Below are 22,279 nucleotides of genomic sequence, written 5' to 3'. Positions count from 1 at the left end.
TAAGTCGGCGAAATGAAAGGTATTTATACCTTTGAATTTGCTGAAATGGGGCAAGTCGGCGAAATGAAGGGTATTTATACCTTTGAATTTCCTGGAATGGGGCAAGTCGGCGAAATGAAGGGTATTTATACCTTTGAATTTCCTGGAATGGGGCAAGTCGGCGGAATGAAAGGTATTTATACCTTTGAATTTGCTGAAATGAGGCAAGTAGGCGGAATGAAAGATATTTATACCTTTGAATTTGCTGAAATAGAGCAAGTAGGTGGAATGAAGGGTATTTATACCTTTGAATTTGCTGAAATGAGGCAAGTAGGCGGAATGAAGGGGATTTATACATTTGAATTTGCTGAAATGAGGCAAGTAGGCAGAATGAAAGGTATTTATACCTTTGAATTTGCTGATATGGGGCAAGTAGGCGGAATGAAAGGTATTTATACCTTTGAATTTGCTGAAATGAGGCAAGTCGGCGAAATGAAAGGTATTTATACCTCTGAATTTGCTGAAATGGGGCAAGTAGGCGGAATGAAAGGTATTTAAGATTGCAAAACTAATGATATTAGTTTATATTTAAACTAATATCATTAGTTTACGGAGGGATACATATGAGACTAATTCAAGAAGGTAATTTACTGCAGCTTACCTGGTTGCCTCGATTCTTCCCGGTTAACTGCTACTTTGTTATTGAAGATCAGGGGCTTACCCTTATTGATGCTGGAATGTCCTATTGTCTGAAGGGGATCGTCAGTACAGCCGCCAAGCTGAATAAGCCGGTCACACGCATCATCCTTACTCATGCACATGCTGATCATGTGGGAGCACTGGATGTGGTAAAGCAGCACTATCCGGAGGCAGTTGTCTATATCTCCTCACGGGATGCCGCTTTGCTGGCCGGTGACCAGTCTTTATGGCCGGGAGAGCCGCAGACACCCATTAAAGGAAGCGTACCTTCCAAAGTAACAACGAAGCCTGATGTTCTGCTTGAGGATGGAGATAGTGTAGGCTCATTACGTGCGGTCAGCACACCCGGTCATACTCCGGGGTCGATGTCTTTTCTGGATTCGCGCAGCAATGCCGTCATTGCCGGAGATGCTTTTCAGACCTTTGGGAGAGTGGCTGTGGCCGGTACTGTGGTTCCATGGTTCCCTTTCCCGGCAATGGCCACATGGAACAAGGAGCAGGCTGTATCCAGCGCAGAGCGGCTGCTGAAGTTGTCACCGTCTGTTCTGGCCGCCGGTCACGGGAATCTGCTGAAAGCTCCGGCAGACCAAATGAAGCAGGCGATTCGTACTGCCCAGATACAGCTTAAGAAAGAGGGGGAATAGTTTATGTCACCGAGGGCAGGACTGGATACGCATTCGCTGGTTAAGACAGCGGCAGAACTGGCGGATGAGCAGGGAATAGAAGCTGTCACGCTGGCTGCACTTGCAGCCAGGCTAGGTGTTCGCTCTCCGTCGCTGTATAATCACGTTAAGGGGCTTGCAGGACTTCGCACATTAATGGCGGTTTACGGATTGGATCAGTTGTATACGGGCATGTCAGAGGCATTGGAAGGCCTTAGCGGTGATGCTGCAGTGCATGCCATAGGACAGGCTTATGTCGGTTTTGCAAGGCAGCATCCGGGACTCTACGAAACAACGCTTAAGGCGCCGGAACAAGGAGACACCGAACTGAAGGAGGCAAGCGAACGTATCCTGTCGCTAATCATTCAGGTGCTGGCCGGCTATAGGCTTGGAGAAGAGGGAAGTATTCATGCAGTCCGCGGCTTCCGCAGCATTTTGCACGGATTTACATCCATTGAGAACAAAGGGGGCTTCGGGCTGCCTGTAAATCTTGAAGACAGTCTCGCCCGTCTGATTAACACTTATTTATCAGGAATACACTGCATGGGCTCTGAAGGGAAAGATCATCAGTAAGAGGAGGAAAGGTCTTTGAAGAACGCAGAAGAGCAGCGTATTGTAACGACTTATAAAGAGATGGGGGAAGTCATTGCCCGGCTCGGAATTGTACCGCTCGCAGCCTTGATTCCTGAGCATCCTTCTGTAAATGCTCTCACTAAGGCTGAGAACTGGCATACCGGTACAGAGGTTGATCCATGGCAGTGGCGTGCGCGGTTCCCTGGCGATGGCTTGGCAGGATACGGCAAATTCATCAAGAAAAAAGCAGTTCTCGTCTCCCGGGAGTGGTTCCCGGCTTATGTGAAGGCTGCCGGCAGCTCCCAGCCGCTGGAGGAACGGTACAATAACGGGCTGGCCAGCAGGGAAGCAGTAACCCTCCTGCAAATTATCCGTTCCCATCAGGGAATTGAGACCCGTCAGCTCCGTGTGCAGGGGGATATGAAGGCTAAGGAGAAGAAAACAGCCTTTGATAATGCGCTCACCGAGCTGCAGGGCACGCTGGATATTGTAATATCCGGAGTACAGGAAAGACATAATGCCGAAGGGGAAACGAACGGCTGGAACAGCACTTCCTTTGAAACCGCGGAGCACTGGATGGAGAGCAACCAAATTCCCCAGTTTGAAGGTACCCGTGAAGAGGCGGTTGACTGGCTGCTGTCCCGTATGGAGGGGATCTGGCAGCCTGCAGCGGTGAGCTGGATCCGTAAAGTTCTGTCTTGGTGACATAAAAAAAGCTTCGCTTTCCGTGACAGGGAAGTGAAGTTTTTTTTTATATAACACTAATGTCAAATAAAAACGGCTGTTACCTCATTCAAGAGATTTCAGCCGTAAGCGCTTTCTATAGATTCTATATAAGTAGCATGCTTAAAGCATCGGGCCAAGGTAGGCAACCAGAAAATATAAAAAACCGAATAGTAGCATGATGTAGGCTGTGTATTTGATCGCGTTGGATGCAGCAATACTGGATTCCGTAGGAGCATAGGTTTCTGCACGTTCCGGCTCATTCGGCTCCAGGTCCTGGTTGAAGGTTTCTTTCATCAGAATGACCTCCTAAAAAGTATTATGCAGCGGAAGCGGGAGTCTGACATGCCAATCGGATTGGAAATTCAATCCTTAATTGTATTGTGACATAATTGTGAAATAAATTCAACAATATTGTGAAAAATATTTGAACTAAATTTTAAAATTGGGTTATTATGCAGATTAACTATTGATTTTAACGAAAAAAAAGCCCTATTTTTCTCCATTAAAAAGAAAAACAGGGCTTTTTGATTTATTTAATTCATATTTTTACCGAAAAATCAAGTGGTGACGCCCAGTTGCCGTTGCGGAAAATCGGCGTGCTTTTTCCATCGTCAGTAATCCCGTCAATGTTCATTTCCGGTGAGCCCATCATAAAATCAACATGCGTCAGGCTCTGGTTCATGCCTTTTTCGATCAGCTGCTCCTTGGTCATGGAGATCCCGTCCTGCAGGGTGAACGCATAGGCAGCCCCCAGTGCCAGGTGACAGGAGGCATTCTCATCGTACAGTGTCGTGTAGTAGAGGATTCCGCTCTCTGAAATAGGGGAGTGGTAAGGAACCAAGGCAACTTCGCCGAAATAAGCGGCGCCTTCATCCATGGCAAGCAGGGAAGACAATGCTTCATGGCCGATTTCAGCCTTGAAGTCTGTAACCTTGCCATTCTCCAGGGTGAGTGAGAATTGGTCGATGATATTCCCGCCGTAGCTGAGCGGTTTGGTGCTGCTGACAGTACCGTTCGCGCCTGTTTTGAGGGGAGCAGTGAAGACTTCCTCTGTCGGAATATTGGCCAGGAAGGATACGCCGCGGCTGTTCACCGCACCTGCCTGGCACCAGATATGGCCTTCCGGCAGTTCTATGGTCAGGTCTGTACCAGGGGCAGTATAATGCAGCTTGCGGAACTTGCTGGCGTTCAGCATATCACAGCGCTGCTTAAGGCCGTCCAGATGCTGAGTCCAGGCTTCTACCGGATTCTCCAGGTCGGCACGGACAGCCTGGAAGATGGCATTCCACAGCAGTTCTACCTGCTCTTCAGCGGGGGCCTCCGGGAACACTTTGGCTGCCCAGGACGGTGAAGGGAAAGCGAGCCCGCACCAGCTGACCTGATTGCTCATCATCATTTCGCGGTAAGGAGCCATAGCCTGGCCGTGGGTACGCTGATGATCGGAGATTCTCCCCGGCTCTACACCGTTTAACAGGTCCGGATTCGTGGAGATGATCGTCATGAAAGCAGCGCCGCCCCGTGCAAGGTCGGCAAGCTCATCCGCCTGCCATTGCGGCGGCTCAAGGAAGCTGTCCCGCGGAGCAAGGTCGTAGCGGGTACGAGTCACCTGCTCATCAGTGTAGTTGACTTTGACAAGCTTAGCGCCGGCTTCGTACGCGTTGCGGACAACCAGGCGTACCAGCTCGGCTGCGGCGATATCGGCGTTCAGTACGAGCGTTTGGCCGGGCTGGATGTTCACTCCGATTTTCACTGCGAGCAGTGCGTAATTCTCCAGCTTCTGCTTAAAACTTAACATAGTTATATTTCCTCCTGTATTCCGCAAGTCTTTTATTTAGAAAGCCCAGTTTCCGCCTTTGAATACCGGTTCACGGGTTCCGTCAGCAGTAATACCGTAGATATCCATCTCGGCGGAACCGATCATGAAATCGACATGCGTTACACTGGTGTTAAGGCCGCGCTCAATCAGCTCATCCTGGCTCATTTCTTTACCGCCTTCCAGGCAGAACGCATAGGCTGTGCCGATGGCCAGGTGGTTCGAGGCATTTTCGTCAAACAAAGTGTTGAAATACAGAATATTGGATTCAGAGATCGGTGATTTGTGCGGAACGAGAGCAACCTCCCCCAGATATTTTGCACCTTCATCCAGGCCGATCAGATACTCCAGGGAATCCTGGCCTTTCTCTGCGCTCACGCTGACAATCCGTCCGTTCTCAAAGGTGATGGAGAAATTGTCAATTACATTTCCGCCGTAGCTCAGCGGTTTGGTGCTTCTGACGGTACCGTTAACGCCGGTCTTGAGCGGGGCTGTAAATACTTCTTCCGTCGGCATATTGGCTACAAAAGAATGGCCTTTTGCATTGATGCTGTCCCCTTGAGCCCACAAGTGGCCTTCCGGAAGCTCAATGGTGAGATCTGTGCCGGGGGCTATGTAATGCAGGCTTTTGTACTTTTTGGCGTTGAGTACGTCAGCTTTCTGTTCCAGGTTATCGAGATGCTCCTGCCATGCGGCTACCGGATCTTCACGGTCAATGCGTACGGTGTGGAAAATCGCTTCCCAGAGTTTATCTACACGCTCTTCTGCAGGTACATCTGGGAATACCTTCTCGGCCCATGCCTCGGAAGGGATGGCGACAATGCTCCAGCTGACTTTATCGGACATCTGGTACTCGCGGTATTTGGTAAGTGCGGCGCCGCGTGTTTTCTGGAAATTGGCGATCCGTTCAGGGTCTATGCCTTTGAGGGCATCCGGATTGTCGGCAATGACATGCAGGAATGCGGCACCTTCCTCGGCAAGCTCGGTCATCTCTCCGGCAAACCATGTTGGAGCCTTGGTGAAGACCTCCGGTGCGGCGTGTTCAAACTGCTGGCGTGTGATGCTCTCATCACTCCAGTTCACCTTGACCAGGCTTGCTCCAATGGCATAGGCTTTGGCGGTGATCTTACGCACGAATTCTGCGGCTGAAATGGGCGCGCTGATGACCAGGGTTTGTCCCTGTTGAACGTTAACCCCAATCTCAACAGCCAGGTCTGCATATTTGTTAAGCTTTGCTTCAAAATCGGTCACTGGGATTCCTCCATTTGCTATAATTTAGTACTCTGCAAGCATTGTATTAAATTATTAACCGCCGGATGAAAAAAGTCAATTGCAGTGCGAAGAGAAGGAATTTCACTGCTATCAGTGCTATACTGGAGGATGTGAAGAAACAGATGAAAGGAAGGAAGAACATGAACGTGGAGATTATCAGAGCAGAGCTGAAACAGGAGGAAGACAACAGCTTCATCGGGAGAACTGTATTTACAGTAGAAAATCATAAATCCCCGTACGAAATCACATTTTTCAGCAAAAAGGGTACGGAGTGGGATTACAGCCTCAGCTTTGCCGGCGAACCGGGGAGTGAGGAGCAGTTCCTGGAGATCGATTCGCTGCTTGAAAATGACGATGATCTTTACAACCGGCTGCTGGATGCCGCGCTTGATACACAGGATAACGCAGAAGAAGAATAGGATGCAAAAATGCGACCGCTTCAGGGCTTGATGCCGCCTGAGGGTCGCATTTTTTATGACGTGATCCTTACCCGATCGTAATATTTCCTTCCGGATACCGGTACAGCTCTTTACTCTTCTTCGGCTTAAGCGCATAGGCTAATGTAAGCGGGCCGGTCCGGCCGACGAACATCAGAATGATTACAAGCAGCTTGCCGGCAGTCGTCAGCTCCGGGGTCAGCCCCATCGTAATGCCTGAGGTGCCGAAGGCGGATACCGCCTCAAACAGTACAGTCAGGAAGTCAGCGCTCTCTGTGACAGACAGCAGCATGGTTGCGATAACGATAAGCATCAGGGACAGGAGGGTCATCGTAATAGCCCTGTACACGGTATCCTTGGAGATCCGGTGGCGGAACATGACAATATCCTCTTTTTTGCGCAGTCTTGCCACAGCCGTGCTTACCAGAATGGCAAAGGTTGTAACCTTGATCCCCCCGCCCGTAGACCCCGGAGCCGCACCGATGAACATCAGCAGAATCATCAGGAACTGGGTGGATTCGCGAAGGAGCGGAATATCAATAGTAGTAACTCCTCCGGAGCGCGGGGTAATCGCCTGCAGGAAGGAGGCCATGATTTTGCCGCCGGCATGCAGAGGTTTCAGGGTTGAATTCAGCTCCAGCCAGAAAAAGATGAGTGCACCGATCAGAATGAGCGCAGCAGAAGTGGAGAGAACGACTTTGGAATGCAGGGTAAGCCGTTTGCGCTTGGGAAAATCAATGATATCGGACAACACAATAAACCCGATCCCGCCGAGAAAAATAAGCAGCATGGACGTGATATTTACAATGGGGTCTTCCACAAACCGGGTAATTCCGGAGAACGGCCCGTGAAGATCCCCAAAGAGATCAAATCCGGCATTGTTAAAAATGGACACACTGTGGAAAAATCCGTAATAGACCGCTTTACCGGCAGGCATCTCCATCATAAATCTTGCGGCGAACACTGCGGCCCCGCTAAGCTGTATAACGAGGGAATAGATCAGCACCCTGCGGATCAGCTTGACGATTCCCTGCATGGAGTTCTGGTTCATGGATTCCTGCAGCAGCAGCCGGTCTTTGAGGGAAATCCGTTTGTTCAGTACAAGCGTAATGAGCGTAGCCATAGTCACGAACCCGAGTCCGCCGAACTGGAACAGCACCAGCAGAACAACCTGCCCAAAAACGGTGAGCTGTGTCCCGGTGTCGACAACGGCAAGTCCGGTAACACAAGTAGCCGAAGTCGCCATAAATAACGCGTCGATGAACGAAAGTCGTTCTCCGGTTGATGAGGCCGGCAGATAAAGCAGTATCGTGCCCACCGCAATCAGCAGGATGAAGCCTAAAGACAGTATTTTGGGAGGCGTGAGCCTCAGGCGCCCGAAGGATATGTTAGCCAATTTCATTCTCCTGACCATCTAAATGTTCTTTCAAGATTATAGCATAAGATTCCCTTGCTTCAATAAAAGAGGCAGGATATTGCCGTATTTTAGCGAACTACATACAAAGCAACACCTATTCTGCAAAATCATAGAGGAGGCTATACCTGCTGTGACAAGTCCGATTCTGAATCAGATTGGTGCCGTCTTCATTCCGGTTAGCGACATTGAGCGGTCAAAGAACTGGTATTGCAGCTTGCTCGGATTACCGCTTGACGGCGAAGTGCTGTTTGGACATTTGTATGTGGTACCGATGCAGGGGACGGGGCTTGTGCTGGACAGTAAGATTTTTACGGCTGAGTCCGTGCTGAAGATCCCGGCTTTTCATCTGAACACGGAGGATATTGATGCTGCTTATGATTTTGTAAAGAAAAGCGGGGCGGAAATTATAACCGATATCGAGAATGACCATTGGTTTAATTTCAAGGACCCGGACGGCAATGTCCTGATGATCTGCCGTTGTTGAAGCAGTTGAGGGGGAATTAGCGTGGATATATTACTGAGGGAGCTTATGCCGGACGATGCTGCTGAGCTGCTGCAATTGCAGCACCGTCTGGACAAAGAGACCTCCTTTATGCTGCTGGAACCGGATGAGAGGCAGAGTAATGTTCAGCAGGTGCAGGAAATGATCGGGAAGTTTGCCGCAGCTGACACGTCAACTATAATCGGTGCGTTTGCAGAGGGTAGACTGGCGGGGTATATATCGGTCATGGGCGAGAGCACAAGGCGCAACCGGCACAGCGCTTATATTGTTATTGGCATCCTGAAACACTATCATGGGAAGGGCATAGGCACAAGGCTGTTCAATGAAATTGAAGCCTGGGCTGCCGGCAGCGGCATTATGCGGCTGGAGCTTACGGTAATGACCCACAACGAGCAGGCGGTGGCGCTGTACACCAAAAGCGGCTTTGCAATCGAAGGGATTAAACGGAAGTCGCTGAGGGTGAACGGGGAATGGGTGGATGAGTATTATATGAGCCGGTTGTTTGGTTAAATGTTGCTACGGCTGCAAAGAGCTTCACCGCTGAACAAGCTAGTAACAGCCATGCGTTGTTGAACTAGGGGATCGGCTTCAATGGAAGTGCTTCACGAGCGTAACGGGATTTTCTCCACCTAATTTTGTCCTTTTTCAGCATTTATGAGTTTTAGTTGGAAATTCTCCAGCTATTCGGGCGGCTAATGGCCTTTAGAGACTAATTCAGTTCATGTAAGCGGACTTTTTCCCGCTAGTATTGCAAAACCGCTATTTATCGGGTGATTAGATGAAGAAATTCCACTTAGCTTGATCTATACGGGACCAAAACAACAGGCGCTCCTCACTGAGGGCGCCTGTTGTCTGTACTTAACTATAAATATTGTATTATTCCGTATGCTGCGCCGTTTCCAGTGACTCTTTCTCGCCGATCACAATTTCAACCTTGCGGATGCGGTTCTTGTTCATTTCCCGTACAGTCAGTGTAACATGTTCATGGACAAGACTTTTACCGACTGCAGGTTCCGGAAGATGGCTGTATAACCAGCCCCCGATGGTTGTAACCTCTTCATCATTGAAATCAAGGCCGGTCTGTTGCTTAATCTCAAGCAAAGAGACTTTACCGTCGAACAGGTAGTCTGTATCACTGATCTTCTCGATATTCTTTCGTTCGTCACCGTCAAATTCGTCGCGGATTTCACCGACAATTTCTTCGAGAATGTCTTCAATGGTGATCAGTCCCGAAGTACCGCCATATTCATCCAGCAGCAAAGCGATGTGTACACGCTCAACCTGCATACGGGTAAGCAGTGTTTTGACAGGTGTGACTTCAGAGACGGTCAGCAGAGGCTGAATCAGGCTTTTGAAATCGAAATCAGGGTTGTTGTCATAATTCAGATACAGCTGCTTGGTGTTGATCATACCGATAATATTATCCTTGCTGCCGTCCGCTACAGGGAAACGGGTGTACTGCTCTCTGCGGATAATATCCAGATTCTCCTGCAGGGTGTTCTCGGTGAACAAGCAGATCATATCCGTGCGGGGAACCATAATTTCTTTGGCCAGCATTTCATCAAAAGTAAAAATACGGTTAACATAGCCGTACTCGGCTTTGTTGATTTTGCCGCTCTCGTAACTCTCTGACAAAATCAGGCGGATCTCGTCTTCACTGTGTGCATCCCCATGCTCGCTGGCCGGCTTCATTCCGAACATGCGCACAAGCAGGTTGGCTGAACCGTTCATAAGCCAGATCAGAGGGTAAAGAATTTTGTAGAACCAAATGATCAGCGGTGATGTAAATTGACCGATTTTTTCCGGAATGTTTATAGCTGCTGTCTTCGGGGCGAGCTCGCCGACCACGACATGCAGGAATGTGGCAATAATAAATGCTAAGGCAAAAGCAATGGGCTCACTGACACTGTGGTTGATATTTGCCATATCGAACAGAGGCATAAGCAGCTGCTCAAAGGCAGGCTCTGCGAGCGCCCCGATCCCGAGGGCAGTGATTGTAATCCCAAGCTGGCAGGCAGACAGGTAACCGTCCAGATTCGCAGCAACTCTTTGAACTGCAAGTGCATTCTTCTTACCTTCAAGCACCATCTGGCTTACCTGGCTGCCTCTTAGCCGTACTACTGCAAATTCCGTAGCTACAAAAAAAGCGGTTAAAATAATCAAAATGGCCACCAACGTCAAACTAAGTCCTATACCCATAAAATCTTTACCATCCCTCTCGTCGTTAAAATAGGTTATACTCATATTATGAGTTCATATGAACCTATTGTACGAACTTTTTAAGAAAATATCAAACGGCGAAGAGGTGCCATCTATGGAAACTTTTACTTTGAGTCGAATAGAGATGTCGGGACTTCTGCTGTCCCTGACCGGAAACTTCGATCGTAAACCGCTTCATATTTTACAGGATGCCTGGACGAAATATCATCAGGATGAGGTGCAGAGAGGGGCAACACTGCCGGCATTCCTTACTACAGATGTTCCGCCCATTCTACAGAAGATCCTCAAGGGACGCCAAGTGAAAGGCTTCTCGCTGTCCGATATTGCTGCGCTTGGCCGTCTGATCGAGTACTCCACACTGACCGTTTCGACGATGCAAAATTGGGTGAAACGCGATTTCAAGGACTATCTGGGTGCTCCGCGGCAGGGCAAAAAATATTCGGTCAACCAGGCTGCGCTGCTGTTTATTATTGATGATCTGAAGGCCGCGCTTGATTTCGAGAGCATCCGCCAGCTTTTCAGAATGATATTTCTGAAGCCAGATATTGAGGAGGATGACCTGGTCGAACCCGCCCAGCTGTATAATGGTTACTCGGCGCTGTTCGAGGAGATCAAACAAAGCCCGCTGCTGCAGGTACAAGCTATGACAGCACGCAGTACGCCCAAGGACTATTGCCTGAAAAGAGAGGGTGCGATCCGCGGCGCCATTGAAAAGCTGATGAACCGTCTGAGCCATCTGACCCGGCAGCAGAAAGAGGCTGTCAAAAACATGCTCATGATCTCGGCCATTTCCGTGCAGACCTGCTACTACCAGTCCGTGGCCAGGCAGTATGTAAATGCCGCATTATTCCTTGATTTTTAGGCTCTACAATCATAGAATGTGTAAGTGAAACTAACATATCAAAGGTGATTAGTCGGAGATAGGAAAAGGGGCTTGAGGATGAATCAAATGACACTGCTGCGGAATCCGAAACAGCGGAAACTGCTGCTGAGCGCAGGCATGAGCTGGATGTTCGATGCAATGGACGTCGGAATGATCTCTTTTGTAGTGGCGGCGCTTGCCAAGGACTGGGAGCTGGGGCCGGAGAAGATCGGCCTGCTGACCAGCATTAACTCTGTAGGGATGGCTGTCGGCGCGGCTGCGGCAGGCATTCTGGCCGACCGGTTCGGGCGCAAATCCGTGCTTCTGTGGACACTGGTGATTTTCTCTGCGGCGAGCGGTCTGTCGGCTTTTGCTACGGGCTTTGCAATTCTATGTGTGCTGCGGTTTGTGGCCGGGTTCGGGCTTGGCGGCGAGCTGCCTGTGGCCTCCACCCTCGTATCGGAGAGTATGCCTGCCAGGGAAAGAGGACGGGCTGTAGTATTGCTGGAGAGCTTTTGGGCCATCGGCTGGATCCTGTCGGCTTTGATCGCCTATTTTGTGATCCCCGATTACGGCTGGCGTGTGGCTTTTGCAATCGGGGCTGTTCCGGCGCTTTACGCCCTGTATTTGCGGAAGGCCATCGACGATTCTCCGCGGTTTGCGGAAATTAAGCAGAAGCCGGTTTCGCTCAGCAAGCGTATCGCGACCGTGTGGTCACCGGAGTACCGCCGTTCCACGATTATGTTATGGATTCTGTGGTTCACCGTAGTGTTCTCTTATTATGGTATGTTCTTATGGCTGCCGACTGTTATGGTCATGAAGGGCTTCAGTCTGGTCAAAAGCTTTGAGTACGTGCTGATTATGACACTGGCACAATTACCGGGTTATTTTACAGCTGCTTATTTCATCGAAAAGTTCGGCCGCAAGTTCGTGCTGGTAATTTATCTGCTGTTCACAGCTGTCAGTGCCGCCTGGTTCGGGAATGCTACAACTGAGGGCATGCTGATGGCTGCCGGAATTTGCCTCTCGTTCTTTAATCTCGGGGCATGGGGCGGCATGTATGCTTACTCTCCGGAGCTGTATCCGACCGCGATCCGCTCAACAGGTGTAGGTCTGGCTACTTCCTTCGGACGGATTGGCGGAATCATCGCCCCTCTGCTGGTAGGTGTACTGGTAGGCGATTCTGTAAGTATTAGCTCGATCTTTATGCTGTTTTTTGTAACGATTATCATCGGTGCGGCCGCCGTGCTGCTGCTGGGCAAAGAGACCAAGGGAACAGAGCTGCTCTAGCACCTGCCAAGCGGTAAAGCCTACTTGATGTAGATCATGCAACAGTGCTAATATTAGAAGAGAAGTGTACAGGGTTCGGACAAATTCGGGAAATCATGAGAAACGGTTCCTTCACGCCATGTGAACAGGACCGTTTTTTATTAAGCAGGGTGAGCTGAGTTTCCCGGTTCTTATGAGAATTGGAGTGAAGGTGTATGAAAGATAAAAGAAATCAGCCGCACTTCACTGAGCTGGTATGGGACAGTACAGAGCGGAATGTGCCCGTTCCTCCCCGGGACTCAGCGGTTCCCGCACAGCCGGCGGAGCCTGGATTTAAGAAAAAGGATGCGGCCGTGCCGGATGCGGTCCAGCTGAAGCTGTGGGATCTGGAAGTGAAGCCGGAACCTGTGACTACAACAGAAAGCCAGTTCGTGCATCGTGCCAGGGAGCTTGTGGACCACAAAGAGAATCCGGCGCTGTTTGTCCCGTTCAAAAGCTACTGGCCGACCTACGGCCATATGACAGGCGAGCAGAGCAGATGGTATTTCTTCTGGCGGGATGAAGTGAGGCAGGGCCGGTATCCGAAGACAGATCTTTCTTATATTTTTCTGCATACGTATGAGCTGATCAACGGAGTAGGCTGGAAAGAGCCGGAGGAAGGCTGCCGCCAGCTCTGTCTGCTGTGGGAAGCTTACCGGGACGCATTCAAACGGCTGGACCAGTATATGGGAGGCTGGATTGCCGACTTTTCATTCGTACACAAGCTGCAAATTCCTCTGTCAGGTATCGTTGCCCGTTCGCGCGGTCTTGCCGGAGATTTGGCGGAGCTGGAATTGATGCGCTGCCTGACGGCAGCTCCGGAGCAGCTGAGCTTTGAAGTGTTAACCGTCATGTCTGACTATGACATCAGCAAATCGAAATTCTATACCGGGGAAGGAAAGAGCGCATTAGAACGTTATATTCCTCAGGTAGTTGCACTAATAGATGCTTATGTGGCACGCAAACATGGTTCCAAACTCGTGGACATGTTCCCGCCGGGCTCACCGGTACTCCGGGAGCGTTATTTGTTCCGCAGCGCGGTGTATGACATATCCCTTTATGGATACTCGGTGCTTGTTCCGGTTGTGCGGATCAGTAAATCGCTGCCGCTGCGCAGTCTGGTTACACGCCTGTTCCGGCTGACCGAGAACAAGCTGCGTGAGCTGATGGGCTTTCGCGGGCGGCTTAAGGATATTAAGGTAGAAAAAGAAATGGAAGACCTGATTACACGCTTCCTGCACAGGGAATTCCGTAAAGCGGAGCAGGCGGAGAAAGGTCCGGCTGTAGTGATTGACCCGAAGAGGCTGGAACAGCTGGTAAGCGATTCTGAGGTTGTCCGGACGCTGCTTACTGTAGAAAACGGAGGAGAAGATTACGCGGATGAGGTTGATTTGTATGAGCACGATAAGTCGGCGCAGTCACGGGAGCCTCAGGAGATAGCCGATAAAACTGCTGACAGGGGTATTGCAGCAGATGGTCAGGCAGCAGTTACCGGGGCGAAGTATTCCGTTCCTGAGCCGCCGGTTGCTGCAGGCAATACGGAGAATAAGATCTGGGAGCAGTTCGCAGACGCGCTGTCCCCGCTGCAGCTGCAGGTGCTGCTGACTTTAACTGAAGACGGCGGTGAAGCTGCTGCCCGCAAGCTGGCTGCAGCCGGAGGAACGATGGCGGAGCTGCTGTACGATGAAATTAATGAACTCGCCATGGACATGCTTGGGGATCTGCTGATTGAAGGAGAAGCAGTAACCGGTGAATTTATGCCCATGCTGCAATATTTGAAGAGGTGAATCCTGAATGAGTGAACTGAAAATACCGAAGCGCATGACCACAGCGCTTGTGAACTCGCTGACTGCCGGTGTAGTGCCGCGTATCGGTCTGGAGCACATCGCCGTCGGCCGCCGGCCGGAAGTCGAAGCGATCCTCCGGGACATGGAGAATATCGCAGACGGCGGAGCTGCCTTCAAGCTGATTACCGGTAAATTCGGCAGCGGTAAAAGCTTTCTGCTGCAGATTATCCGCAACTATGCCATGGACAGGGACTTTGTTGTTGCGGATGCCGATCTTTCACCGGAACGGAGGCTTGTCGGCACCAAAGGTCAAGGTCTGGCCACATACCGGGAGCTGATGAGCCATCTGTCCACCCGAACCCGTCCGGATGGCGGGGCGCTGGAGATTGTTCTGCAAAAGTGGATTATGACGCTGCAGCAGGCAGTGATGCAGGACAAGGGGCTCAGCCCCGATTCCGCCGGGCTTGCCTTGGAAGTAGAGCAAAGAATTTATGCGGTAGCTTCGGAGATGCGGGGGCTGGTGCACGGGTTTGATTTTGCGAAGGTGCTGGCCTCCTACTGGAACGGACACAAGCTCGGCGATGACGAGCTGAAGCAGGATGCGCTGCGCTGGCTGCGCGGAGAATTTGCCACCCGGACAGAGGCCAGAAAGGCGCTGGGCGTGGGAGTCATCATCGACGATGACAACTGGTACGATTATATGAAGCTATGGGCTGAATTTACGGGCATGATCGGATATAAAGGTCTGCTGCTCTTTATAGATGAAGGTGTTAACCTGTACAAAATTACGAACAGTATCTCGCGTCAAAGCAACTACGAGAAGCTGCTGACCATGTTCAATGATACGATGCAGGGCAAGGCGGAGCGGCTGGGGATCTTTATCGGGGGGACTCCGCAGTTTGTCGAGGACGGACGGCGCGGGCTGTTCAGCTATGAGGCACTGCGTTCGCGGCTGGTCGCCGGCCGTTACGGCGCGGCAGGCCTTAACAATTTTACCGGACCGATCATCGCGCTGGAGATGCTGTCGCATGAAGAAATCCTCGTGCTGCTGCAGAAGCTCCGAGATATCCATGCCCTGCATTATGGCTACGAAGCCAGACTGACACAGGAGCAGCTGGTGCATTTCATGGAGGAAGCGGTGGGCAGGCTTGGCGCTGACGAGCTGCTGACGCCGCGTGAAGTCGTACGCGACTTCATGGATCTTCTGCATACACTAAGCCAGCATCCGGAGATTTCCTTCGAGAAGCTGGTAGGTGAACGCACTTCCAAGCCGGCGGCAGCAGAAGAAGAAAATGAACTGGACGGCTTCCTGGCGGAGTTTGAGCTATGAGTGACAATCCGTTTTACAGGCTGGCGCCTTTCATTAAGGAGTTTATCTACAAGAACCGCTGGGAGACGCTGCGTGAGGCACAGGTCGATGCCTGCCGTGTGCTGTTCGATACACCGCATCATCTGCTGATCGCCTCAGGTACGGCTTCCGGGAAGACGGAAGCGGCATTTTTTCCGGCACTGACCGGGCTGTATGAGCGTCCTTCTGATTCTGTGGGGATTCTCTATATCGCGCCGCTGAAAGCGCTGATCAACGATCAGTTCACACGGTTAAATGATCTGCTGCGCGAAGGCAATATTCCGGTTTGGCACTGGCATGGCGATGTGCCCCAGGCGGATAAGACCAAGCTGATGCAGAACCCCTCCGGCGTGCTGCAGATTACGCCGGAGTCGCTGGAAGGGCTGCTGATGAACCGGCCGAATGCGATCCCGGCACTGTTCCATGATCTGCGCTTCATCATTGTCGATGAAGTGCATGCCTTCATGGGCGCTGACCGCGGCATCCAGGTGCTGAGCCAGCTGGCGCGGATTTCGCGGATGGCCGGCTGTCATCCGCGCCGGATCGGGCTGTCCGCCACGCTCAGTGACTATGCCTCCGTGACGGAGTGGCTGTCCGCCGGCACAAGAGAGCGCGTGGAGGTGTCTGCGCCGCAGGGCGGGCGCAAGCTCCGCCTGAGCGTTGAGCATTTCTCTTTCCCGGATGCGCGGAACGAGGAGCAGGCCGAACACCTGGAGCGCGCGCGACAGGCGTACTACGGCTTCATCTACGATCACACGCACCTGAAGAAGGCGCTGATCTTCACCAACAGCCGCACAGATGCCGAGGAGGCGATCCTGGAGATGCGCCGGACCGCAGCAAAGCGCGGGGAGCGGGATATCTTCCACGTGCATCACGGGAGTATCTCCGCGATGCTGCGTGAAGAGACGGAAGCCGCGCTCCGGCAGGGGGCCGGTCCTGCTGTGGCCGCAGCGACCCTGACGCTGGAGCTCGGCATTGATCTGGGCGAGCTGGAGCGGGTGCTGCAGCTTGGCGCGCCCTACAGCTGCGCGAGCTTCGTGCAGCGGCTGGGCCGCTCCGGGCGGCGGGGCGACGCCGCGTCCGAGATGATCTTCGTCACTCCCGAAGAGGAGGACGAAGAAGCGCAGCTGCCGGCGCGGATGCCGTGGACGCTGCTGCGGGCCATTGCCGTCATCGAGCTGTATGTCCGGGAGAAATGGGTGGAGCCTCTGGTCGTGCGCAAACTGCCGGTCGGTCTGCTGTACCACCAGACAATGAGTATCCTTAAGAGTATGGGCGAAGCGGAGGCGGAGGATCTGAAGGAGGCGGTTCTGAGTCTGCCTTCCTTCCAGGGAATCGATCCCGCCGATTACGATGCTTTTATGGAATACATGCTGGGCATGGGCCATATCGAGACCCTGGATGAGGGAGGACTGCTCATCGGGCTGGCTGGTGAAAAGATCGTAAACAATTACCGCTTCTACGCGGTATTTAAAGACGACGAGGAGCATGTCGTCTATAACGGCACGGAAGAAATCGGCTCGATTACTACTGTGCCGCCGCCGGGCTACTGCTTTACGCTGGCCGGCAAGCTGTGGAAGGTGGAGGAAGTTGATAACCGTCACAAGGCCGTGTATGTCAAAGGCTCACGAGGCAAAGTGGACACCTTATGGCTTGGAGCCGGCGGTGATGTGCATACCCGCATCATGACCAAAATCCGCGAAGTGCTGGGATCGACAGCGCTGTATCCGTATCTGGCGCCTAGTGCAGCAGCACGGCTCGAGCGGGCCCGCCGCCTGGCCAAAGAAAGCGGCCTGCTGACCCGGTCGGTACTGCCTGCAGGCGGCGACTCGATGTTCATCCTGCCGTGGGCAGGCAGCCGGCAGTTCCGTACACTGGAACGGCTGCTGAAGAACAATCTGAAGGACCGTCTGGGCCTTCGTTCCATTGTGCCAATGGAGCCCTACTATATGGTTGTAGCAGGGAAGACAGATGCTGCAACGCTTCAGGATGAGATTATAGCCGAAACAGCTGCTGCGGCAGATCCTTTAGCGCTGTTAAGTAAGGATGAAGCGCCTTATCTGGGCAAATACGATGAGTTCATCCCGCATGATCTGCTGCGTAAGGCATTTTCATTGGACGGACTGGATGTGCCCGGACTTATTGAGGTGCTGAAGCAGTGGGAGACGGGGAACTGACGCGGAGGAGCCACTACATTTAGAACATTTACACATTTACCAAATTAACAACATTAACAACATTAACAACATTAACAACATTAACAAAATTAACATCATTTAGTTTTCAGAACTTTGACGGGAATTCCTGCAGCTTTATTTCGCCCAGCCGGTTAATTGGCAGACTGAATAGCCCAGTCGGGAGGATACAGCGGGCGGGAGGCCCGTTTTTTAATTACCTTTTATCAGCGATTATACGCATACTTGAGACGTACCACGAAATTTAAATTAATGAGAAACATTCCATGTCTGCACAACTACCAGGTAACCAATCCTCGACCCAGTAAGCTAACCAACTACCCCACCAACTACCCCACCAACTATCCCACCAACTACCTAACCAACGACCAAATACTCAATCAGCTGCCCAACCAACTGGATTTTCTCCAGCTAATTCTTCATCAAACATTGAAATTACGCAGTTAGTGGGAAAAACTCCAGTTAAAAGTACCGAATAACTCCGCAGTGGTGATTATGGCGCGAAATAGATGGAGGTTTTCCAACTAACTATCATGATTTATGAAAAATAACGGAATTAGGTGGAGGAAATCCAATTAAGCTATAGAGCAGTCTCCAACTAATGAGCAACTAACCAACCAATTCCCCAACTAGCTACTCAACCAACTACTCAACCAACTACTCAACCAACTGGATTTTCTCCAGCTAATTCTTCATTAAACAACGAAATTACGCAGTTAGTGGGAAAAACTCCAGTTAAAAGTACCGAATAACTCCGCAGTGGTGATTATGGCGCGAAATAAAGGGAGGTTTTCCAACTAACTAGTATGATTTGTGGAAAATAACGGAATTAGGTGGAGTAATTCCAATTAAGCTATAGAGCAGTCTCCAACTAATGAGCAACTAACCAACCAATTCCCCAACCAACTACTCAACCAACTATCCCAATTAGCTACCTAAGCAACGACCAACTACTCAATCAGCTGCCCAACCAACTGGATTTTCTCCAGCTAATTCTTCATTAAACAACGAAATTACGCAGTTAGTGGGAAAAACTCCAGTTAAAAGTACCGAATGACTCCCAAATGGTGATTATGGCGCGAAATAGATGGAGGTTTTCCAACTAACTATCATGATTTATGAAAAATAACGGAATTAGGTGGAGGAAATCTAGGCCTGTTGATTAACCAAAAAAAGGTAGCAAAAAGGCCGCTCATTCGGTAAAGTGTTTGTACCCCTACAAACCATCCGAAACGAGGCGACCTCATGAAAAAGTCTACTTCATTATCGAATATTCTGCAATTAGTGATTCCTGAAGAAAAATTACGTCCCATCCTCGAAGAATTAAATTATGTCGATGTGGGACGAAAATTTACGGTCTATGATTTACTTCTCTTCTTGGGCGAAGCTGCCTTCCAGCAGTGGAAGGGATACCGGGATGGGGTACAACGAATGGCTCTTAGCGGGCTAAGTTCTGTGAATCACTCCACCCTTTCCAAAAAAGCCAAAGACGTTCCTTATGAATTATTCAAGCGTTTGCTGAATGTAATGATTGGACTGTGTAACCGAAAAACGAAGCGTAAACTCGGCATTCCAAAGGAACTGCTCATCGTTGATTCCACTACCATTTCTGTAGGTCTGGGCCGGCTGCCTTGGGCTCCGATTAAAGGCGAAAAAGCCGGCGTTAAGCTACATGCAGGAATCATTGGCGACCGGATGGAGCTGCACAAAGTCACCGAAACGACAGGTAAAGAGCATGATTTGAATAGTTGCAAAGACTTGCTGGATAGCCAATATATTTTAGTTGCAGACCGCTCTTACGGTAAACACAAGTTGTTTGACCTGTACCAAGCACGGGAGGATAGACAATACTTTGTGATTCGGCTTCACAATAATACTACATTTACGAATCCGATTTCCCGACACCGAAAGCGTCCATTTTCCGGAAGTATTGAGCAGGATTTAACCTGCCAATTGGGCAAAAAGAAGGCTCTTTCCGAGAACCGGTTTCGGGTGGTCATTCTTAAAGATCCCAAAGGAAAGCCGGTTATTCTTGCTACAAATCTGCACTGGTACTCCCCTGAAGGGATCGCAAATATTTATAAAAAACGTTGGCAAATTGAAGTCTTTTTTCGTTGGATAAAGCAGCATTTAAACATTCCGAGACTATTTGGAACGACGGAAAACGCAGTGTATGGACAGTTGTACATGGCTTTATTGGTTTATGTTTTGCTTAAATTTCTGTTTGAACAAGGAAACGCTACCGTACATTTTAGCGCTAAATTAACATTTGCCGACTTTGACCGGTTATTTACATTGCAAACATTACCGCTGGAGTGGAGGATTTACTTAGCCGATGCCGCGGATATAATTACCAGAATATAGATAATCAACAGGCCTAATAGTTTTCCAATAATGTCCCCTGCTACCCTCTATTCCACGTAAAATTACACGGCATTAATTATGCGGAATAAATCACTTCGATGAACAGGTGATTTTGAATTTAACTACTGAGCTTGTCTTACAAACCTTCCTTTATAAACCCACTAGCGACCTTCAGACTGTAACGGACTGTAGTTCCCTTATTTGCCCATTTAGGGGCTTTTCCCTGTGCTAACGGACCGTAGTTCCCTTATTTCGTCAGTAACAGACCTTTTCGTGGCAAGATACCATAAATAAAGGAACTGGTGTCCGTTAGCTGCCTAAAATAGTACATATGGAGGAAATAAGAGATCCTCGGTCCGTTAGAGAGGTTGCAAGGGTTTCGGAGGCCGGCTGCTCTATAGCTTAATTGGATTTCCTCTAGGCCTGTTGATTATCTATATTCTGGTAATTATATCCGCGGCATCGGCTAAGTAAATCCTCCACTCCAGCGGTAATGTTTGCAATGTAAATAACCGGTCAAAGTCGGCAAATGTTAATTTAGCGCTAAAATGTACGGTAGCGTTTCCTTGTTCAAACAGAAATTTAAGCAAAACATAAACCAATAAAGCCATGTACAACTGTCCATACACTGCGTTTTCCGTCGTTCCAAATAGTCTCGGAATGTTTAAATGCTGCTTTATCCAACGAAAAAAGACTTCAATTTGCCAACGTTTTTTATAAATATTTGCGATCCCTTCAGGGGAGTACCAGTGCAGATTTGTAGCAAGAATAACCGGCTTTCCTTTGGGATCTTTAAGAATGACCACCCGAAACCGGTTCTCGGAAAGAGCCTTCTTTTTGCCCAATTGGCAGGTTAAATCCTGCTCAATACTTCCGGAAAATGGACGCTTTCGGTGTCGGGAAATCGGATTCGTAAATGTAGTATTATTGTGAAGCCGAATCACAAAGTATTGTCTATCCTCCCGTGCTTGGTACAGGTCAAACAACTTGTGTTTACCGTAAGAGCGGTCTGCAACTAAAATATATTGGCTATCCAGCAAGTCTTTGCAACTATTCAAATCATGCTCTTTACCTGTCGTTTCGGTGACTTTGTGCAGCTCCATCCGGTCGCCAATGATTCCTGCATGTAGCTTAACGCCGGCTTTTTCGCCTTTAATCGGAGCCCAAGGCAGCCGGCCCAGACCTACAGAAATGGTAGTGGAATCAACGATGAGCAGTTCCTTTGGAATGCCGAGTTTACGCTTCGTTTTTCGGTTACACAGTCCAATCATTACATTCAGCAAACGCTTGAATAATTCATAAGGAACGTCTTTGGCTTTTTTGGAAAGGGTGGAGTGATTCACAGAACTTAGCCCGCTAAGAGCCATTCGTTGTACCCCATCCCGGTATCCCTTCCACTGCTGGAAGGCAGCTTCGCCCAAGAAGAGAAGTAAATCATAGACCGTAAATTTTCGTCCCACATCGACATAATTTAATTCTTCGAGGATGGGACGTAATTTTTCTTCAGGAATCACTAATTGCAGAATATTCGATAATGAAGTAGACTTTTTCATGAGGTCGCCTCGTTTCGGATGGTTTGTAGGGGTACAAACACTTTACCGAATGAGCGGCCTTTTTGCTACCTTTTTTTGGTTAATCAACAGGCCTAGAAAACTATAACCTCTAGATGAAAAAAGAAGCCGCCCGGTTCTTCTCCGGATCAGCTTCTGTATTGTTCCAACTTAAATGTTGTTCCAGCTGTTGAAGGTATTGAAATTCGTGTCGATATTATTGAAAAATACGATGGTAAGCATAAGCAGCAGCAGGATAACTGCGTAAATCACGGTCCCGATAATCCCGCATACCAGTCCGGCGATCGCCAGCCCTTTGCCCTGTTCATAGCGGTTACGGATCTCTCTGAGCGAAAACGCGGAAAGAATAATAGCGATGATTCCGAACAGAAGGCCGATATAAGGTGTCACAATGGACAGAATCCCCAGCACCAGCGAGGCGACCGATTTGCCGTTCGTGCGGCCAGGCGGTGGAGGCGGCGGATACTGATAATGGTAATTCTGATTATAATTTGGTTCAAGCGGCGGATAGCTCATTTGTAACTCCTTTTAAGTATAAGATAAA

Annotated in this window: 20 protein-coding genes; 13 read left to right on the top strand and 7 right to left on the bottom strand. The window is 49.9% G+C overall.

The window, feature by feature from the left end:
• The first annotated feature begins 12 nt into the window (after positions 1-12).
• The 4 genes from C2I18_RS28095 to C2I18_RS28080 all read left to right on the top strand — a co-directional run bounded on the left by C2I18_RS28095 (position 13) and on the right by C2I18_RS28080 (position 2,618).
• Complete coding sequence (locus tag C2I18_RS28095) at positions 13-537, top strand: hypothetical protein (RefSeq protein ID WP_249898983.1); 525 nt, start codon at positions 13-15, stop codon at positions 535-537.
• Positions 538-602: 65 nt separating this feature from the next.
• The gene (locus C2I18_RS28090; RefSeq protein WP_249898982.1) at positions 603-1,322 is read left to right on the top strand and encodes an MBL fold metallo-hydrolase; all 720 of its coding nucleotides are present in this window, start codon (positions 603-605) and stop codon (positions 1,320-1,322) included.
• A 3-nt stretch (positions 1,323-1,325) separates the two neighbouring features.
• Positions 1,326-1,913, top strand: coding sequence for a TetR/AcrR family transcriptional regulator (locus tag C2I18_RS28085; protein WP_249898981.1), 588 nt, complete (start codon positions 1,326-1,328; stop codon positions 1,911-1,913).
• A 15-nt stretch (positions 1,914-1,928) separates the two neighbouring features.
• On the top strand, positions 1,929-2,618 hold the full coding sequence (locus C2I18_RS28080; RefSeq protein WP_249898980.1) for an AlkZ-related protein: 690 nt from the start codon (positions 1,929-1,931) through the stop codon (positions 2,616-2,618).
• Positions 2,619-2,759: 141 nt separating this feature from the next.
• Here the strand turns inward: C2I18_RS28080 and C2I18_RS28075 are convergent, their stop codons facing one another.
• From C2I18_RS28075 to C2I18_RS28065, 3 genes are all read right to left on the bottom strand, one after another.
• A complete protein-coding gene (locus C2I18_RS28075) occupies positions 2,760-2,933 on the bottom strand; it encodes a hypothetical protein (protein WP_249898979.1) in 174 nt (57 codons plus the stop codon).
• Between the two features lie 244 nt (positions 2,934-3,177).
• The gene (locus C2I18_RS28070; RefSeq protein ID WP_249898978.1) at positions 3,178-4,434 is read right to left on the bottom strand and encodes an aminopeptidase; all 1,257 of its coding nucleotides are present in this window, start codon (positions 4,432-4,434) and stop codon (positions 3,178-3,180) included.
• 36 nt (positions 4,435-4,470) lie between these two features.
• The gene (locus tag C2I18_RS28065) at positions 4,471-5,703 is read right to left on the bottom strand and encodes an aminopeptidase (protein WP_249898977.1); all 1,233 of its coding nucleotides are present in this window, start codon (positions 5,701-5,703) and stop codon (positions 4,471-4,473) included.
• A 161-nt stretch (positions 5,704-5,864) separates the two neighbouring features.
• Here C2I18_RS28065 and C2I18_RS28060 point away from each other — a divergent pair, with 161 nt between their 5' ends.
• Positions 5,865-6,143, top strand: a complete 279-nt coding sequence (locus C2I18_RS28060; RefSeq protein WP_249898976.1) for a hypothetical protein — start codon at positions 5,865-5,867, stop codon at positions 6,141-6,143.
• A 67-nt stretch (positions 6,144-6,210) separates the two neighbouring features.
• Here the strand turns inward: C2I18_RS28060 and C2I18_RS28055 are convergent, their stop codons facing one another.
• Positions 6,211-7,563, bottom strand: coding sequence for a TrkH family potassium uptake protein (locus C2I18_RS28055; RefSeq protein ID WP_249898975.1), 1,353 nt, complete (start codon positions 7,561-7,563; stop codon positions 6,211-6,213).
• 145 nt (positions 7,564-7,708) lie between these two features.
• Between C2I18_RS28055 and C2I18_RS28050 the strand changes: the two genes are divergently transcribed.
• Together C2I18_RS28050 and C2I18_RS28045 are read left to right on the top strand one after the other, a co-directional pair.
• Positions 7,709-8,062, top strand: coding sequence for a VOC family protein (locus tag C2I18_RS28050; protein WP_249898974.1), 354 nt, complete (start codon positions 7,709-7,711; stop codon positions 8,060-8,062).
• A 45-nt stretch (positions 8,063-8,107) separates the two neighbouring features.
• Positions 8,108-8,590 (top strand): GNAT family N-acetyltransferase, encoded by a 483-nt coding sequence (locus C2I18_RS28045; protein WP_249902275.1) that lies wholly within the window; start codon positions 8,108-8,110, stop codon positions 8,588-8,590.
• A 366-nt stretch (positions 8,591-8,956) separates the two neighbouring features.
• On the opposite strand, the gene C2I18_RS28040 is transcribed toward C2I18_RS28045, so the two are convergent.
• On the bottom strand, positions 8,957-10,279 hold the full coding sequence (locus C2I18_RS28040) for a hemolysin family protein (protein WP_249898973.1): 1,323 nt from the start codon (positions 10,277-10,279) through the stop codon (positions 8,957-8,959).
• 130 nt (positions 10,280-10,409) lie between these two features.
• Between C2I18_RS28040 and C2I18_RS28035 the strand changes: the two genes are divergently transcribed.
• The 6 genes from C2I18_RS28035 to C2I18_RS28010 all read left to right on the top strand — a co-directional run bounded on the left by C2I18_RS28035 (position 10,410) and on the right by C2I18_RS28010 (position 20,164).
• The gene (locus C2I18_RS28035; RefSeq protein WP_249898972.1) at positions 10,410-11,162 is read left to right on the top strand and encodes a DUF1836 domain-containing protein; all 753 of its coding nucleotides are present in this window, start codon (positions 10,410-10,412) and stop codon (positions 11,160-11,162) included.
• Positions 11,163-11,240: 78 nt separating this feature from the next.
• Positions 11,241-12,452: an MFS transporter gene (locus C2I18_RS28030; protein WP_249898971.1), complete on the top strand. Its 1,212-nt coding sequence runs from the start codon at positions 11,241-11,243 to the stop codon at positions 12,450-12,452.
• Between the two features lie 194 nt (positions 12,453-12,646).
• A complete protein-coding gene (locus tag C2I18_RS28025) occupies positions 12,647-14,257 on the top strand; it encodes a TerB N-terminal domain-containing protein (RefSeq protein ID WP_249898970.1) in 1,611 nt (536 codons plus the stop codon).
• 7 nt (positions 14,258-14,264) lie between these two features.
• The gene (locus C2I18_RS28020; RefSeq protein ID WP_249898969.1) at positions 14,265-15,587 is read left to right on the top strand and encodes an ATP-binding protein; all 1,323 of its coding nucleotides are present in this window, start codon (positions 14,265-14,267) and stop codon (positions 15,585-15,587) included.
• Positions 15,584-17,782 carry a DEAD/DEAH box helicase gene (locus C2I18_RS28015; protein WP_249898968.1) on the top strand — a complete coding sequence of 733 codons (2,199 nt, stop codon included), beginning with the start codon at positions 15,584-15,586 and terminating at the stop codon, positions 17,780-17,782. The genes C2I18_RS28020 and C2I18_RS28015 overlap by 4 nt, the downstream gene beginning before the upstream one ends.
• A 1,263-nt stretch (positions 17,783-19,045) precedes the next feature.
• A complete protein-coding gene (locus tag C2I18_RS28010; protein ID WP_249898869.1) occupies positions 19,046-20,164 on the top strand; it encodes an IS4 family transposase in 1,119 nt (372 codons plus the stop codon).
• Positions 20,165-20,598: 434 nt separating this feature from the next.
• On the opposite strand, the gene C2I18_RS28005 is transcribed toward C2I18_RS28010, so the two are convergent.
• Both C2I18_RS28005 and C2I18_RS28000 read right to left on the bottom strand, forming a co-directional pair.
• Positions 20,599-21,717, bottom strand: coding sequence for an IS4 family transposase (locus tag C2I18_RS28005; protein WP_249898869.1), 1,119 nt, complete (start codon positions 21,715-21,717; stop codon positions 20,599-20,601).
• A gap of 168 nt (positions 21,718-21,885) precedes the next feature.
• Positions 21,886-22,251, bottom strand: a complete 366-nt coding sequence (locus C2I18_RS28000) for a DUF4190 domain-containing protein (RefSeq protein WP_249898967.1) — start codon at positions 22,249-22,251, stop codon at positions 21,886-21,888.
• Positions 22,252-22,279: the final 28 nt, after the last annotated feature.

Origin of the sequence: Paenibacillus sp. PK3_47, from assembly GCF_023520895.1 — a bacterium.
Classification (GTDB): Bacteria; Bacillota; Bacilli; order Paenibacillales; family Paenibacillaceae; genus Paenibacillus_AQ.
Note: the sequence above shows the minus strand (reverse complement) of the source record. Positions and strands in the feature narration are given on the sequence as shown.